Origin of the sequence: Mycolicibacterium fluoranthenivorans, from assembly GCF_011758805.1 — a bacterium.
GTDB classification, from domain to species: Bacteria; Actinomycetota; Actinomycetes; order Mycobacteriales; family Mycobacteriaceae; genus Mycobacterium; species Mycobacterium fluoranthenivorans.
In genome coordinates, this window is sequence record NZ_JAANOW010000001.1 from 3,106,531 (window position 1) to 3,121,716 (window position 15,186).

13 protein-coding genes and 1 pseudogene are annotated in these 15,186 nt (G+C 67.7%); 7 read left to right on the forward strand and 7 right to left on the reverse strand.

Going from position 1 to position 15,186, the window contains the following annotated elements:
* Positions 1-2: 2 nt before the first annotated feature.
* On the reverse strand, positions 3-800 hold the full coding sequence (locus FHU31_RS15000; RefSeq protein ID WP_167159482.1) for an ABC transporter ATP-binding protein: 798 nt from the start codon (positions 798-800) through the stop codon (positions 3-5).
* Complete coding sequence (locus tag FHU31_RS15005; protein ID WP_167159484.1) at positions 797-1,468, reverse strand: FadR/GntR family transcriptional regulator; 672 nt, start codon at positions 1,466-1,468, stop codon at positions 797-799. Before FHU31_RS15005 ends, FHU31_RS15000 begins: the two co-directional genes overlap by 4 nt.
* A 185-nt stretch (positions 1,469-1,653) precedes the next feature.
* Here FHU31_RS15005 and FHU31_RS15010 point away from each other — a divergent pair.
* A pseudogene (locus FHU31_RS15010) lies at positions 1,654-2,982 on the forward strand (2-isopropylmalate synthase); the annotation flags it as partial.
* 4 nt (positions 2,983-2,986) lie between these two features.
* Here the strand turns inward: FHU31_RS15010 and FHU31_RS15015 are convergent.
* A complete protein-coding gene (locus tag FHU31_RS15015) occupies positions 2,987-3,442 on the reverse strand; it encodes a peroxiredoxin (RefSeq protein ID WP_167161049.1) in 456 nt (151 codons plus the stop codon).
* Here FHU31_RS15015 and FHU31_RS15020 point away from each other — a divergent pair.
* From FHU31_RS15020 to lgt, 6 genes are all read left to right on the forward strand, one after another.
* Positions 3,441-5,099 (forward strand): anthranilate synthase component I, encoded by a 1,659-nt coding sequence (locus FHU31_RS15020; protein WP_409371233.1) that lies wholly within the window; start codon positions 3,441-3,443, stop codon positions 5,097-5,099. The genes FHU31_RS15015 and FHU31_RS15020 overlap by 2 nt on opposite strands.
* Positions 5,096-5,701, forward strand: coding sequence for a TIGR02234 family membrane protein (locus FHU31_RS15025; RefSeq protein WP_167159487.1), 606 nt, complete (start codon positions 5,096-5,098; stop codon positions 5,699-5,701). Before FHU31_RS15020 ends, FHU31_RS15025 begins: the two co-directional genes overlap by 4 nt.
* An 80-nt stretch (positions 5,702-5,781) precedes the next feature.
* Positions 5,782-6,600 carry an indole-3-glycerol phosphate synthase TrpC gene (trpC, locus tag FHU31_RS15030; RefSeq protein ID WP_167159489.1) on the forward strand — a complete coding sequence of 273 codons (819 nt, stop codon included), beginning with the start codon at positions 5,782-5,784 and terminating at the stop codon, positions 6,598-6,600.
* Entirely contained in the window at positions 6,601-7,860 is a 1,260-nt protein-coding gene (trpB, locus tag FHU31_RS15035; RefSeq protein WP_167159491.1) for a tryptophan synthase subunit beta, read from the forward strand.
* Positions 7,857-8,645 (forward strand): tryptophan synthase subunit alpha, encoded by a 789-nt coding sequence (gene trpA / locus FHU31_RS15040; protein ID WP_167159493.1) that lies wholly within the window; start codon positions 7,857-7,859, stop codon positions 8,643-8,645. The genes trpB and trpA overlap by 4 nt, the downstream gene beginning before the upstream one ends.
* Positions 8,642-10,234: a prolipoprotein diacylglyceryl transferase gene (gene lgt, locus FHU31_RS15045; RefSeq protein WP_167159495.1), complete on the forward strand. Its 1,593-nt coding sequence runs from the start codon at positions 8,642-8,644 to the stop codon at positions 10,232-10,234. The genes trpA and lgt overlap by 4 nt, the downstream gene beginning before the upstream one ends.
* A 33-nt stretch (positions 10,235-10,267) precedes the next feature.
* On the opposite strand, the gene FHU31_RS15050 is transcribed toward lgt, so the two are convergent.
* The 4 genes from FHU31_RS15050 to FHU31_RS15065 form a co-directional block, all read right to left on the reverse strand.
* Positions 10,268-11,698 carry a DUF222 domain-containing protein gene (locus FHU31_RS15050; protein ID WP_167159497.1) on the reverse strand — a complete coding sequence of 477 codons (1,431 nt, stop codon included), beginning with the start codon at positions 11,696-11,698 and terminating at the stop codon, positions 10,268-10,270.
* 94 nt (positions 11,699-11,792) lie between these two features.
* Positions 11,793-12,089: a Rieske (2Fe-2S) protein gene (locus tag FHU31_RS15055; RefSeq protein ID WP_167159499.1), complete on the reverse strand. Its 297-nt coding sequence runs from the start codon at positions 12,087-12,089 to the stop codon at positions 11,793-11,795.
* Entirely contained in the window at positions 12,086-14,554 is a 2,469-nt protein-coding gene (gene nirB / locus FHU31_RS15060) for a nitrite reductase large subunit NirB (protein WP_167159501.1), read from the reverse strand. The genes FHU31_RS15055 and nirB overlap by 4 nt, the downstream gene beginning before the upstream one ends.
* Entirely contained in the window at positions 14,551-14,907 is a 357-nt protein-coding gene (locus FHU31_RS15065; protein ID WP_167159503.1) for a molybdopterin oxidoreductase, read from the reverse strand. The genes nirB and FHU31_RS15065 overlap by 4 nt, the downstream gene beginning before the upstream one ends.
* Positions 14,908-15,186: the final 279 nt, after the last annotated feature.

The window sequence follows — 15,186 nt, forward strand, 5'->3', positions numbered from 1 at the left end:
GGTCAGTGCACCCGCGAGCTCGCCTTGGCGCGCGCGGTCCAGCGACCGTCCTGGAAGCCCACGGTGACCGGGTGCTCGAATGCCGCGGTGACGTGTTCGGTGGTGACGGTGTCGCGGGCCGGTCCGGCGGCCACCGTGCGGCCCTGGCCGATCAGCAGGGCGTGGGTGGTGGACGTCGGCAACTCCTCGAGGTGATGGGTCACCAGGATCGAGGCCATGTCCGGATGCGAATCATCGAGCGTGTCAAGGGTTTCCAGTAACTGTTCGCGGGCGGCCACGTCCAGTCCGGTGGTCGGTTCGTCCAGCAGCAGCAGGCGGGGATCGGAGATCAGGGCGCGCGCGATCAAGGTGCGTCCCCGTTCGCCTTGAGACAGGGTGGGCCACACCGAGTCCGCCCGAGCCGACAGCCCGACGGTGGTGATCAACTCCTCGGCGCGGGCCACCTGCTCGACGGTGGGCGTCCACCGCGCCGCGGTGTCGACGGTGGCGGTGATCCCGGTGAGCACCACCTCGCGCACCGTCAGCGGATACTGCAGTCGGTGCCGTGGGTTCACATGCCCGATATTGCGCCGCAGCACGGACAGGTCGGTCTGGCCCATCTGGGCGCCGAGCACCCGGACCGTTCCGGTGGTCGGAAACGTCACGGCCGCACAGAAACCCAGCAGCGTGCTCTTGCCCGCGCCGTTGGGGCCCAGCAGTGCCCAGTGTTCACCGGCCTGCACCGTCAGCGAGATGCCGTCGATGATCTGTTTGCCCTCGCGGCGGAAGGTGACATCGGTGATCTCCAGGACGGGGGTCATGTGAAGGACTCCATCAGTGCGGTCAGGTGAGTTCGGCTGGCGGCCGCGGCGGCCTCGGGGGAGCGGGTGGCGATGGCCTCGGCGAGTTCCTGATGGCAGGCGTGGTCCGCCGCTTCGGATGACACCGGTGCGATCTTGAGCATGTCGATCATGGCCGTGCGCAATCTCGGCAGGAACGCGTCGAAGAGCTGGATCAGCACCTCGTTGTGGGCCGCGGAGATGACGGCGCGGTGGAACGCCATATCGGCGTCCACGTGATCGGATACCGATTGGTCCGGCACGCCGCGGGCGGCCAGGGCCCGGCGGATCTCCCTCAGGTCGGCCGGCGTGCGCCGGGTCGCGGCAAGTGCTGCGGCTTCGGCCTCGATGGCGATGCGGGCTTCGATGACCGCGGCGATGGTGGAACGCCGCAGCACGGCGTCCCAATCCTCGCCGGCATCCAGGGCGGTGACGAACACACCCGCGCCCTGGCGGCTTTCCAGTACCCCCTTGCCGGCCAGTTCGCGGATGGCTTCGCGCAGGGTGGACCGGCCGACCCCGAGCTGCGCGGCCAGGGTCGTCTCGCCCGGTAGCCGGTGGCCGAGTGGCCATTCACCATCGCGGATCCGGGTCAGCAACAGCTGTGCGGCCTGGGCGGCCAAGGGATGCCGCTGAACCTGGGTGACCATCACAACCTCTCTACTTGTCTGAGGAGTTGTGTACAGTTTAACCATCATGACGCGCCAGCTTCTCCTTAGCCGCCTCGGCAGGGCCTGACCGACCGGCCCCCTGCCGTGGGGCTGTGGTGCGCCGGTCGGATCCCTTCGACCGAACAGGAACACTCATGATCTGGAATCGTCAACAACCGTCGCCGATGCCCTGGCATCGCTACCAAGATGTCTACGATCGCGTGGACGTGCCTCTGCGGCAGCGGCATTGGCCCGACGCGCGGCTCACCGAATCGCCGCTGTGGGTACCGGTGGACCTGCGCGACGGCAACCAGGCGCTCGCCGAACCGATGGACCCGGCCCGCAAGAGACGGTTCTTCGAGTTGCTGGTGAGCATGGGCTACAAGGAGATCGAGGTCGGCTATCCGTCCGCCTCGCAGACCGACTACGACTTCGTCCGGCTCATCGCCGAGTCGGGCATCGCCCCCGACGACGTGACGATCGTGGTGTTCACCCCCGCCCGGCGCGATCTGATCGAGCGGACGGTGGCATCGATCGACGGCCTCGCCGGCGATGTCGTCATCCACATGTACACCGCCACCGCACCGGTATGGCGGGACACCGTGCTCGGTAAGGATCGCGATGAGCTCCGAGACCTGATCCTGGCCGGTGGACAGGACGTGCTGGAGTTGGCCGGCGACCGCCCGAACGTCCGGTTCGAATTCTCGCCCGAGGTGTTCAACCTCACCGAGCCCGACTACGTACTCGATATCTGCGATGCGATGACGGCACTGTGGCAAGCCTGCCCCGCCCGACCCGTCATCCTCAATCTGCCGGCCACCGTCGAGGTCGCCACCCCGAACGTGTACGCCGACCAGATCGAGTACATGCACCGCAACCTGGCCCGCCGTGACAGCGTCATCCTGTCGGTGCATCCCCACAACGACCGGGGCACCGGTGTCGCCTGCGCCGAACTGGCGGTGTTGGCCGGGGCGCAGCGCGTGGAGGGCTGTGTGTTCGGCAACGGCGAACGGACCGGCAACGTCGACATCGCCACCTTGGCGCTGAATCTGTACGCCCAAGGTGTCGACCCGAAGATCGACTTCTCCGATATCGACGAGATCGCCCGCACCGTCGCACACTGCACCCGGATGCCGATCCACGACCGGCATCCGTACGCCGGTGCGCTGGTGCACACGGCGTTCTCAGGTACCCATCAGGACGCCATCAAGAAAGGCTTCGCCGAGCACCGGGACCGGGCGATCGCCGAAGGGCGCTCCGAGCGTGAGATCGATTGGCGGGTGCCGTATCTGCCGATCGACCCGGCCGATATCGGCCGCACCTATGAAGCGGTCATCCGGGTCAACTCACAGTCCGGAAAAGGTGGTATCGCCTATCTGCTGTCCACCGAGTACGGGCTGGATCTGCCGCGCTGGCAGCAGCAGGAGTTCGCCCGCCACGTCCAGGCACGGACCGACGCCAGCGGTGCCGAGATGACCGCGGCCGAGTTGTTCGCACTGTTCACGGCGACCTACGGGCTCACCGTGCCCTGAGCACCTCGAGGGCTTTGTCGGCATGGGTGTCCATGCTGAACTCGCTGGAGATCACCGCGAGGACGGTGCGATCGGTGTCGATGACGAACGTGGTCCGCTTGACGGGCATCAGCTTGCCGAGCAGACCACGTTTCACCCCGAACCGTCCGGCGACCACACCCTCGGTGTCCGACAGCAGGGGGTAGTCGAAGTTCTGCTGGTCGGCAAAGCGGGCCTGCTTGTCCACCGCGTCGGTGCTGATCCCCACCCGGGACGCGCCGACGGCGGCGAACTCACCGGCCAGATCGCGGAAGTGACAGGCCTCCTTGGTGCACCCCGGTGTCATGGCCGCCGGGTAGAAGAACAGCACCACCGGACCGTCGGCCAGCAAACCCGTCAAGCTGCGCGGCGTACCCGTCTGATCGGGAAGTGTGAACTCCGCGACGGTGTCACCCGTCTTCATGGCAGTCATGGCTGCACACGCTACTGGGCGAGGGAAGCGACGGGGGGATGTGCACGCCGAGGCCGTTACTGCCGTCTGGGAGGATTGGCCCGTGCACGTACATGCCGAAACGCTCGCTTCGACCACCTCACGTGAGGACTTCCGGGCGCTGGCGGCCGAGCACCGGGTGGTCCCGGTGACCCGTAAGGTCCTCGCCGACAGCGAGACCCCGCTGTCGGCGTACCGGAAACTGGCCGCCAACCGACCCGGCACGTTCCTGCTGGAATCCGCCGAGAACGGCCGATCCTGGTCGCGCTGGTCGTTCATCGGTGCGGGCGCGCCGTCGGCGCTGACGGTGCGCGACGGTGAGGCGGTCTGGCTGGGTGCACCCCCGCAGGGCGCCCCGTCCGGCGGGGATCCGCTGCAGGCCCTGCGCACCACGCTCGACGTGCTGGCCACCGCCGCGGTCCCCGGTCTGCCCCCGCTGTCCTCGGGACTGGTCGGCTTCTTCGCCTACGACATGGTGCGCAGGCTGGAACGGCTGCCGGAGCTGACGGTCGATGATCTGCACCTGCCCGACATGCTGCTGCTGCTGGCCACCGATATCGCCGCCGTCGATCACCACGAGGGCACCATCACCCTGATCGCCAACGCGGTGAACTGGAACGGCACCGACGAACGGGTCGACTGGGCCTACGACGATGCGGTGCGACGTCTGGACATCATGACGGCCGCGCTGGGCGAACCGCTGCCCTCGTCGGTGGCCACCTTCGCCCGGCCCGCACCGCAGCACCGGGCGCAGCGCACCGTCGCCGAGTACACCGCCATCGTCGACGGGCTGGTCGAGGAGATCAAGGCCGGTGAGGCGTTCCAGGTGGTGCCCTCACAGCGCTTCGAGATGACGACCAGTGCCGATCCCATCGATGTGTACCGGATGCTGCGGGTGACCAACCCCAGCCCGTACATGTACCTGTTCAATGCTCCGAATGCCGAAGGAGGACTGGACTTCTCGATCGTCGGCTCCAGTCCCGAGGCCCTGGTGACGGTGCAGGACGGCAAGGCCACCACCCATCCGATCGCGGGTACCCGCTGGCGCGGGGACACCGAAGAGGAAGACGTCCTGCTGGAAAAGGAGTTGCTCGCCGACGACAAGGAGCGCGCCGAGCACCTCATGCTCGTCGACCTGGGCCGCAACGATCTGGGCCGGGTGTGCGAACCGGGCACCGTGCGGGTCGAGGACTACAGCCATATCGAGCGCTACAGCCACGTCATGCACCTGGTGTCGACGGTGACGGGGCAGCTGGCCCCGGGCAGTACCGCGCTGGATGCGGTGACCGCCTGTTTCCCGGCCGGGACGCTGTCCGGTGCCCCGAAGGTGCGGGCCATGGAGCTCATCGAAGAGGTCGAGTTGACCCGACGCGGCCTGTACGGCGGTGTGCTGGGCTACCTGGACTTCGCCGGCAACGCCGACTTCGCCATCGCCATCCGCACCGCGCTGATGCGCGACGGCACCGCTTATGTGCAGGCCGGCGGCGGCGTGGTGGCCGACTCGAACGGGCCGTACGAATACAACGAGTCCGCCAACAAGGCCAAGGCGGTGCTGGCCGCCGTCGCGGCCGCCGAGACGCTGGCCGTACCGAGTCCCGGGTCGCTTCGCTCCGGACCGCCGGTCCGATGATTCGGGTCGCCCAGGCACTACTGGCACTGGCCGCGCTGGCGCTGTGGGGGGCCTCGCGGCTGACGTGGGTGCAGGTGTCGTCGTTCGACGGTCTGGGGCAACCCAAGACGTCGACGTTGACGGGCGGGCAGTGGTCGACCGCGCTGATACCGCTGGCGCTGGTGCTGCTCGCGGCGGCCGTCGCCGCGTTGGCGGTGCGAGGCTGGGCCTTGCGACTGCTGGCGGTGTTGGTGGCCGTCTCGAGCGCGGCGATGGCTTACCTGGGGATCAGCCTGTGGGTGGTCCGCGATATCGCGGTACGCGGCGCTGACCTCGCGCAGGTGCCCGTCGCGGCGCTCGTCGGTTCCGCGCGGCAGTATCTGGGCGCCGGCATCACCGTGGGCGCCGCGGTGCTCACCCTGGCCGCGGCCGTCCTGCTCATCCGGTCCGCGGCGACCGCGCGTGGCACCGGCACCAAGTACGTCGCGCCCGCCGTCCGCCGGGAGGCGGTGACCGGTGACAGCGCCGAGGACGGGATGTCGGAACGGATGATCTGGGACGCCCTGGACGAGGGGTCCGATCCCACGGATCCGGACGCCGGTTCTGACTCGAAGGGTCGGTGACGGGCCGTGCAGCATCGGCGACTAGCCTCTAGGCAGACGAATCCGGGTGCGTCCCGGCTGACGGAAATGGACGGTGGCTCATGAGTTCGGGGAACGTGCTCGACTCCATCATCGAAGGAGTTCGCGCCGACGTTGCCGCTCGTGAAGCTGCGGTTCCGTTCGCGGACATCAAACAACGCGCCAAGGATGCGCAGCCGCCGCTGGATGTGATGGCGGCGCTGCGCGCACCGGGTATCGCGGTGATCGCCGAGGTGAAGCGGGCCAGCCCGTCGCGCGGTGAGCTGGCATCCATCGCCGACCCGGCGCAGCTGGCCGGTGCCTACGAGGCAGGCGGCGCCCGCGTCATCAGCGTGCTGACCGAAGAGCGCCGCTTCCGCGGCTCGCTCGACGACTTGGACGCGGTGCGCGCCGCGGTGTCGATTCCGGTGCTGCGCAAGGACTTCATCGTCGGGCCGTATCAGATTCACGAGGCTCGCGCCCACGGCGCCGACATGCTGTTGCTCATCGTCGCGGCGCTGGAACAGCAGGCGCTTGAGTCGATGCTGGACCGCACCGAGTCGCTGGGAATGACCGCCCTGGTCGAGGTACACACCGAGGAAGAGGCCGACCGTGCCCTGCAGGCCGGTGCGACCCTGATCGGGGTCAACGCCCGCGACCTCAAGACCCTCGAGGTCGACCGCGACTGCTTCGCCCGGATCGCCCCCGGCCTGCCCAGCAGTGTCATCCGGGTGGCCGAGTCCGGGGTGCGCGGCACCGCCGACCTGCTGGCCTACGCCGGTGCCGGTGCCGACGCGGTGCTGGTCGGCGAAGGCCTGGTCACCAGCGGTGACCCGCGCAGCGCCGTCGCAGACCTGGTCACCGCGGGTGCCCATCCGTCCTGCCCCAAACCTGCCCGGTAGATGGCCGATATCGCCGGCCCGCAACTGCCCCGCATGAGCGCGGCGGTGGCCGAAACCACACGTCATGACCCCGACGCCAAAGGCCATTTCGGCGCCTATGGCGGACGCCTGGTGCCCGAGGCGCTGATGGCCGTCATCGAGGAAGTCACCGCCGCCTACGACAAGGTGCGCCGCGATCAGTCCTTCCTCGACGAACTCGACCGGCTGCAGCGGCATTACACCGGCCGTCCCTCGCCGCTGTACGAGGCGGCCCGCCTCGGTGAGCACGCCGGCGGCGCCCGGCTGTTCCTCAAGCGTGAGGACCTCAACCACACCGGGTCGCACAAGATCAACAATGTGCTCGGGCAGGCGCTGCTGGCCAAGCAGATGGGTAAGACCCGCGTCATCGCCGAGACCGGCGCCGGTCAGCACGGGGTCGCCACGGCGACGGCGTGCGCACTGATGGGTCTGGAGTGCGTCATCTACATGGGTGCGGTCGACACCGCGCGCCAGGCCCTCAACGTGGCCCGGATGCGGCTGCTGGGTGCGAAGGTCGTTGCGGTGGAGTCCGGTTCGAAGACACTCAAGGACGCGATCAACGAGACGTTCCGCGACTGGGTCGCCCACGCCGACGACACCTACTACGCCTTCGGTACCGCGGCGGGGCCGCACCCGTTCCCCCTGATGGTGCGCGATTTCCAGCGGATCATCGGGTTGGAGGCGCGCGCCCAGATCCTCGAACAGGCCGGCCGGCTACCCGACGCGGTGACGGCGTGTGTGGGCGGCGGGTCCAACGCGATCGGCGTCTTCCATGCGTTCATCGACGATCCGGACGTCCGGCTGATCGGTTTCGAAGCCGCCGGTGACGGGGTGGAGACCGGGCGGCATGCCGCGACCTTCACCGGTGGAACGCCGGGCGCCTTCCAGGGCTCGTTCTCCTACCTGTTGCAGGACGAGGACGGCCAGACCATCGAATCGCATTCGATCTCTGCGGGTTTGGACTATCCCGGGGTGGGGCCGGAGCACGCGTTGCTCAAGGATGTGGGCCGTGCCGAGTACCGGCCGATCACCGATACCGAGGCGATGGACGCGTTCGCGCTGCTGTGCCGTACCGAGGGCATCATTCCCGCCATCGAGTCGGCGCACGCGGTGGCCGGTGCGCTGAAACTGGGCGTGGAACTGGGCCCGTCCTCGGTGATCGTGGTGAATCTGTCGGGACGCGGTGACAAGGATGTCGAGACCGCCGCCACATGGTTCGGGCTAATGGACGGTGATTCGTGAGCCGATTGGGGCATCTGTTCGACACGTGCCGTGCCGAGGGGCGTTCCGCACTGATCGGATACCTCCCGACCGGCTATCCCGATGTGGACACCTCGATCTCGGCGATGACTGCACTCGTCGAATCGGGTTGTGACATCGTCGAAGTCGGTGTGGCGTACTCCGATCCGGGGATGGACGGGCCGACGATCGCCAAGGCGACCGAGGTCGCGCTGGCCGGTGGCGTCCGGGTGCGTGATGCCTTGCGGGCCGTCGAGGCCATCAGCGGTGCCGGTGGGCGTGCCGTGGTGATGACGTATTGGAATCCGGTGTTGCGTTGGGGTGTGGACGCTTTTGCCCGCGACCTCGCATCGGCCGGTGGGTTGGGTTTGATCACGCCGGATCTGATTCCGGATGAGGCGGGGGACTGGGTGGCGGCGTCCGAGAAACACGATCTGGATCGCATCTTCCTGGTGGCACCCTCGTCCACCCCGGAGCGGCTGGCCGCGACCATCGAAGCCTCGCGCGGGTTCGTCTACGCCGCGTCGACCATGGGTGTGACCGGCGCGCGCGATGCGGTGTCCAACGCCGCTCCCGAGTTGGTGCAGCGGATTCGGGAGATCTCCGATATCCCCGTCGGCGTCGGGTTGGGTGTGCGCTCGCGTGCCCAGGCCGCCGAGATCGGCGCCTACGCCGACGGCGTGATCGTCGGATCGGCGCTGGTGTCCGCGCTCGACGACGGTATTCCCGCGGTGCGGGCCTTAACCGCCGAGCTCGCCGAGGGCGTGCGGCAGAGGATTCCCGCATGACAGAGACGGTTCTCGCGTACTTTCCGACTCCGGCCCAGGGCGTGTGGCATCTGGGCCCGGTGCCGATTCGCGCGTATGCGCTGTGCATCATCGCCGGGATCGTCGCCGCGCTGATCATCGGCGACCGCCGGTGGGTGGCGCGCGGTGGTGAGCAGGGCGTCATCTACGACGTCGCGCTGCTGGCGGTGCCGTTCGGCCTGGTCGGTGGCCGGCTGTATCACGTCATGACCGACTGGAAGACCTACTTCGGTGACGGCGGTGCCGGGCTCGGTGCGGCGTTCCGGATCTGGGACGGCGGTCTCGGTATCTGGGGTGCGGTGGCCCTCGGTGCGGTCGGTGCCTGGATCGCCTGCCGCATGCGCGGGATCCCGTTGCCCGCGTTCGGCGATGCGGTGGCGCCCGGCATCATCCTGGCGCAGGCGATCGGGCGGCTCGGCAACTACTTCAACCAGGAGCTCTACGGTCGCGAGACGACGCTGCCGTGGGGTCTGGAGATCTACGAGCGCCGCGACGCCAGCGGTGCGTTGAACACCTTGAACGGTGTGTCCGACGGACAGCTGGTGGCGGTGGTCCATCCGACGTTCCTGTACGAGCTGTTGTGGAACCTGCTGATCTTCGCGCTGCTGCTGTGGATCGACAAACGCTTCAACATGGGTCACGGACGGCTGTTCGCACTGTATGTGGCCGGATACTGCGTGGGCAGGTTCTGGGTCGAGCTGATGCGTAGCGATCCGGCCTCCATGCCCGTCGACGGCATTCGGGTGAACACCTTCACCTCGACGTTCGTCTTCGTCGCGGCGGTCGTCTACGTCATGGTCGCGCCCAAGGGCCGGGAGGATCCTGCATCGCTGCGCGGCAAACAGGATGACGAGTCGCCGGTCGACGACATCGTGGCCAAGGAACTGGCGGCGGTCGGAGCGACCACCGGTGTGGTGGCGGCCGCGACTGTCGCGGGTGCTGCGGAAGCCGAGGATGCCGCCGCGGTGGGCGATACCGAGGACGCGGACATCGTCGAGGAGGCGGAAGCCGCCGACGAGGCCGAAGAGCCCGTGGATGCGGACACCCTGGAGGTGGCCGAGGAGCCGGAGCCTGCCGAGGTCGCCGAGTCGGACGATGACGCTGCGCAATCTGATCTCGGTGCCGAGTTGGAGGCGGCCGCGGAGTCGTTGGCCGCCGCGACGTCGCTGGTGGCCGCCAGGTTGACGAAACCCGCCGGTGGCGAAGCTGAGCCTGACTCTGAGTCCGAGGCTGAACTGGCCGAGGGTGATTCGGCTGAGGACGTCGACGAGCAGACGGCAGCGGACCCTGCGGTCGAGGAGGCCGAGGCCGCAGCCGACCTGCAGGGTGATTCGGCTGACGCGGAAAGCGAAGCTCAGGAATCTGATCTCGGTGCCGAGTTGGAGGCGGCCGCGGAGTCGTTGGCCGCCGCCATGTCTCGGGCTGCCGGGTCGACGACGTCGGCCGATGGCGATGAGCCCGAGCCTGAACCGGCGGTCGAGGCCGAACCGGTGAAGCCGCACCCGCCGGCCACCGCAGCACCGGCGACATCTGAACCGCGCAAGCCCCGTTGGTGGCGCCGAAACGGCTGAGCGGCACGCCTGTTCCGCACGTGACGGTGTCTGTCACGGGTCGTCGCCGTCGTCCTTCCTGAGGAGTTCTTCGGGGTGGAAGTGGTGGTTGGTGTGGTCTTGGCCGGTGTCCAGTAGTGGAGGTGGCGTCCACTCGGCGCGGCCGGTGGTGGGGTTGATGTGGGTGCTCCAGCCGCTGGTGTAGGCCAGCCGGTTGTCGGGTCCGCAGCCCAGCACGAGGGTGTCGGCGTCGGTGTGTCCACCGGCTGACCAGTCTTGGGTGTGGTTGGCCTGGCAGTGGTCGGCGGGGGCCATACAGCCGGGCCGGGTGCAGCCGCGGTCGCGGGCGATCGCCACCAGCCGCTGTGCGGGGGAGGCCAGACGTTTCGTGCGCCCCAGGTAGAGCGGTTGGGCGGTGTGGCGGGCGAACAGCAGAAAGTAGTGATGGGCGTGGGCGGCCAGGCGCATCAGGTCCGGGATCGCGATCTTCACCCCGCTACTGGTGCTGGCCACCCCGGCACGGCTTTCCAGCTCCGCCAGGGTGGTACTGATGACGACGGTGACCGGCAGCCCGCCGTGGCGGCCGAGTTTCTTCGACATCAGCATCTCGCGACACAAGGCTTTGAAGGCGTCATGGCTGCGCCGCGCCGCGGTGCGGGTATCGCGGGCGGCGGCCTCGGCCAGGCGCTGTGACGCCTCGGGGTCGTCGGGGGTGCCGGGGTCCAGGGGGTTGGGGACGGGGTTGGCGATCGGGGTCGTATCGGCGGGGTTGTTGACCCCCGGTGCCGCCCAGCCGGATTCGATGGTCTTCCAGTAGGCGGCGGTTTCGGCGTCGAGGTGGCCCGAGACTCGGTAATTGCCGTCGGCGTCCTGGGGCCCGAGGCGCAGTCCGGGTTGATGGACGGGATAGTCGGGGCCGGGGCCGTCCTGGTTGAGCAGATACAACAACTCACCCCCGGCCGCTTTGACCGTCTCAGGTGGGTTGGCGGCCGCGAGCGCGACCAGTTGCTGCTCGAGGGCGGCGCGTTGCGGCGCGCTGGTGTAGCGCTGTGCTTTGCGCAGCACCTCGCGGATCACCTCGATGTGACCGAGGGTGATGGCCCCGCCGGCCAGGGCGGCCGCACACCCCGGCAGCACCGGCTCCAGCGTCTGCCCGCCGACGATGTGGCGCGGTCCGAGGTCCTCGGCGTCTCTGACCCGCGCCTTGGCCGCCGACTGACCGATCCCCAATCGCAGCGCCAAGATGTCGACCCAGGATTTCCCGCCGATCTCCTTGGCGGTGGCCCGGCCCTGCAACGCGGCCAGGATCCGGTGATCGACACCGGCGCTGATCCGGGCGAGGTGCTCACGCCGGGACTGCAACTCCAACAACTCCGCGGTATCGAACCCGGTGAATCCCACCGCGGTCAGCGACTCACACGCGACGGCGTAGGCGTCGACAGCCGCCAGCACCGCCTCACGATCCACCACCGCACCCGAAAGCATGTTCGAATTCTACGTGGCTGCGCCGCCAGGATCAGAAGTTATCCACAAGGCCAAAACTTATCCACAACAACGTATTTCGCCCTTGCGAAACGGTTCACGTCGTGATCTGAATCTGCCCGTCCACCTCGGCCACCGGGTAGCTGCGCACCGGATCACCGCCGGCCACGTCCTGCCCGGTACACAGATCGAAGGTCGCACCGTGCAGCGGACACACCACCACGCTGTCATCGGCCAGCCCATCGGCCAGCGGTCCGCCCTTGTGCGGGCAGACCGCATCCAGTGCCCGCAACGACCCGTCCCGCAGCCGGAACACCGCGATCTGGGCGTCCTCGACAGCGAACGTCCGCCCCTCTCCGGGTGGTATCTGCGACACCGGCCCGAGAATGCTCATCGCACCGGAACCTGGGGGAGCGGCAGCAGCGGAAGCGAACTCCGGAATTGGCCCTCGCTCACCGGCTTCCGGCCATCCAGCCACGGATCCCGATATGCGTCAACGGATTTCTGCATACGCGCGTCCAGTCCTTCGGCCAACCCGAGCGCATCGTCGACCACCACCGCACGGATGTGGTCGATGCCCACCCGTGGCACCCAGGCGTACGTGCGTTCCAGCCAGTTCGCGTCCTCCCGGTAGAACTGCAGGAAACGCCCGGCCAGCGTCATCACCGTTGCCGCGTCGTCGACGGTGGCCAACAGATCGCCCTTGCGGATATGCGCACCGGCCGCCCCGCCCACGTAGATCTCCCACCGGCCGCCGTCGACCGCCACCACGCCCAGGTCCTTGCACAGGGCCTCGGCGCAGTTGCGCGGGCATCCCGTGACGGCCAACTTCATCTTCGCCGGGCTGGCCAACCCCTGGTAGCGCTCCTCCAGCGCGATGCCCAGTGCCGTGGAGTCGCCGACACCGTAGCGGCAGAAGTCGCTGCCCACACAGGTTTTCACGGTCCGGAAGCTCTTGCCGTACGCGTACCCCGAGGGCATGTCCAGATCGGCCCATACCGCGGGCAGATCCTCCTTGCGGACGCCCAGCAGGTCGATACGCTGCCCACCGGTGCACTTGATCATGGGTATCGCGTACTTGTCGGCGACGTCGGCGATCTTGCGCAGCTGATCGGAGTTGGTGACGCCGCCCTTCATCTGCGGCACCACCGAGAACGTGCCGTCGCGCTGAATATTGGCGTGCACCCGGTCATTGATGAAACGTGCATCGCGCTCATCCACGAACTCGTCGGCCCACATCATCTCCAACAGCGAGGCCAGCGCCATCTTCGAACCGGCGTCGACACGCCCGTCAGGTGCCAGGGCGGCGAACACCGAAGACACCGAATGCAACTGGAGCTCACGCACCAGCGTCATCAACGATGCCTTGTCGTACGGAACGCCCGGCACATACCAGGACGCCGACGGATCCTCGGTGACCGCGCCGCCGGCCGCCCACTCGACGATCTGGCCGACCAGTTCCTTGCAGGAGCCGCAGCCTTTGCCCGCCTTGGTCTTGGCCATCACACCCGACAGCGACGTCTCGCCGGCCCGGACGCAGGACACCAGCGTGCCCTTGGAGACCCCGTTGCAGTTGCATACCTGCGCATCGTCGGCCAGCTCCGAAACCCCCACGGCCACCTCGGGAGTCCCGATATCGAACATCAGCGACACGCGTTCCTCGGGCAGCGGCAGTCCGCTGTCGAAGGCCTGCGTCAGGAACGACACCTTGGACACATCGCCGACCAGGGTCGCGCCGACGAGCTTGCCGTCCCGGATCACGATGGTCTTGTAGACCCCGTGCCGGGGTTCGGAATACTGCACGAACTCGTCATCGGGCAGTTCGGGTGCCTTGATACCCATCGACGCGACGTCGACGCCGGCGACCTTGAGCTTGGTCGCGGTGCGTGAACCTCGGTACGCCGCACTGGTGTCGGTGCCGGTCAGGTGGTCGGCCAGCACGGTGGCCTGCTCCCAGAGCGGTGCCACCAACCCGTACACCTGACCGCGGTGCTGGGCGCATTCGCCCACGACGTAGACATGGTCGTCGTCGACGGAGCGCATATGGTCATCGACCACGATGGCCCGCTCCACGGTCAATCCCGCGCGTTGGGCCAGGCCGACGTTGGGCCGGATACCCGCGGCGATCACCAGCATGTCGCAGTCGATGACGCTGCCATCGGAGAACACGATCCCGGACAGCTTGCGGTCTTCGTCGACCAGGACTTCGGTGGTGCGCTTGTCGGTGTGCACGGTGATGCCGATACCTTCGACCGATCGGCGCAGGATGGCACCGGCCGCATCATCGAGTTGCGCATTCATCAGCGTCGGTCCGGCGTGTACGACGTCCACGGCCACCCCGCGGTTCTGCAGTCCGCGCGCGGCTTCCAGACCGAGCAGACCACCGCCGATCACCACGGCCTTCGTCCGGTTGGCCGCCTCGTTGATCATCCCCATGCAGTCGTCCAGCGTGCGGAATCCGAACACACCGTCGGCCAGGTTCTTGTCGTCGGCCCACAGCCCCTTCATCGGCGGGAAGAATGAGCGGCTGCCGGTGGCCAGGATCAGGTCGTCATAGCGGATCGTCGACCCGTCGTCGGCATGCACCAGCCGGGCGTAGGTATCCAGTCGCACCACCCGCACCCCGGCCCGCAGATCGATGGCGTTCTCGGTGTACCAGTCCAGCGCGTTGAGGTAGATCTCCGCCGAGTCATCGCTGCCGGCAAGCACATTGGAAAGCAGGATACGGTTGTAGTTGCCGTAGGGCTCATCCCCGAACACGGTGATGTTAAAGATGTCACCACCGCCACGGGCGAGGATCTCCTCGATCGCGCGGACGCCGGCCATGCCATTGCCCACGACGACCAGCCGGCGTTTCACGGGATCTCCACCAGGCCCAGGTCCACCACAACCGTCCCGGAGATACCGGCCGGTGCCGCGACACAGAGCTCCAGCACCGTATCCCCGAGCAGGTCCTCCACCACCCGCAACGCCACATGGGTCGCGCCTTTGGCGGCGATGGGGAAATACCTCATCGGGGCGCCGTCGCGGAACAGCACCACCGTGATCAGTTCGTCGGTCGAGTTGCCGCCCCGGAAGTACACCGGCTGGGCGATGGCGCCGGCGGGCACCACGTACCGCAGCGAGTCGTCGATCAGTTCCGGTTTGTCAAGTCCGGCTCCTTCGAAAGCGAAGGCGCCCTGCAGGAATCGTGGTGTACTGCCATCGCTCATAAGTCCGATCCATCCACCGCTAGCATCGACAATGGTTGTGCCACAAAGAATGCGCTCAAACCTCGCAAGCGACGAGGTCAGTCCGGTCCGATTGAGGTATTGCTGCGAAGCTAGGGTGTCATTGTTACGAGGTCATTACCGTCGTGCGTCGGCAGTGAATAGTGCTGCTGACAGTCCGCGACCGGCGGCAATGAGATCTTTGTTCCGTTTGTTTTACGCCCAGCGGCAGTGGGCGTAACACGCGCTTCTTAGGTTGTGAGCATCACACCGGAATAGGCC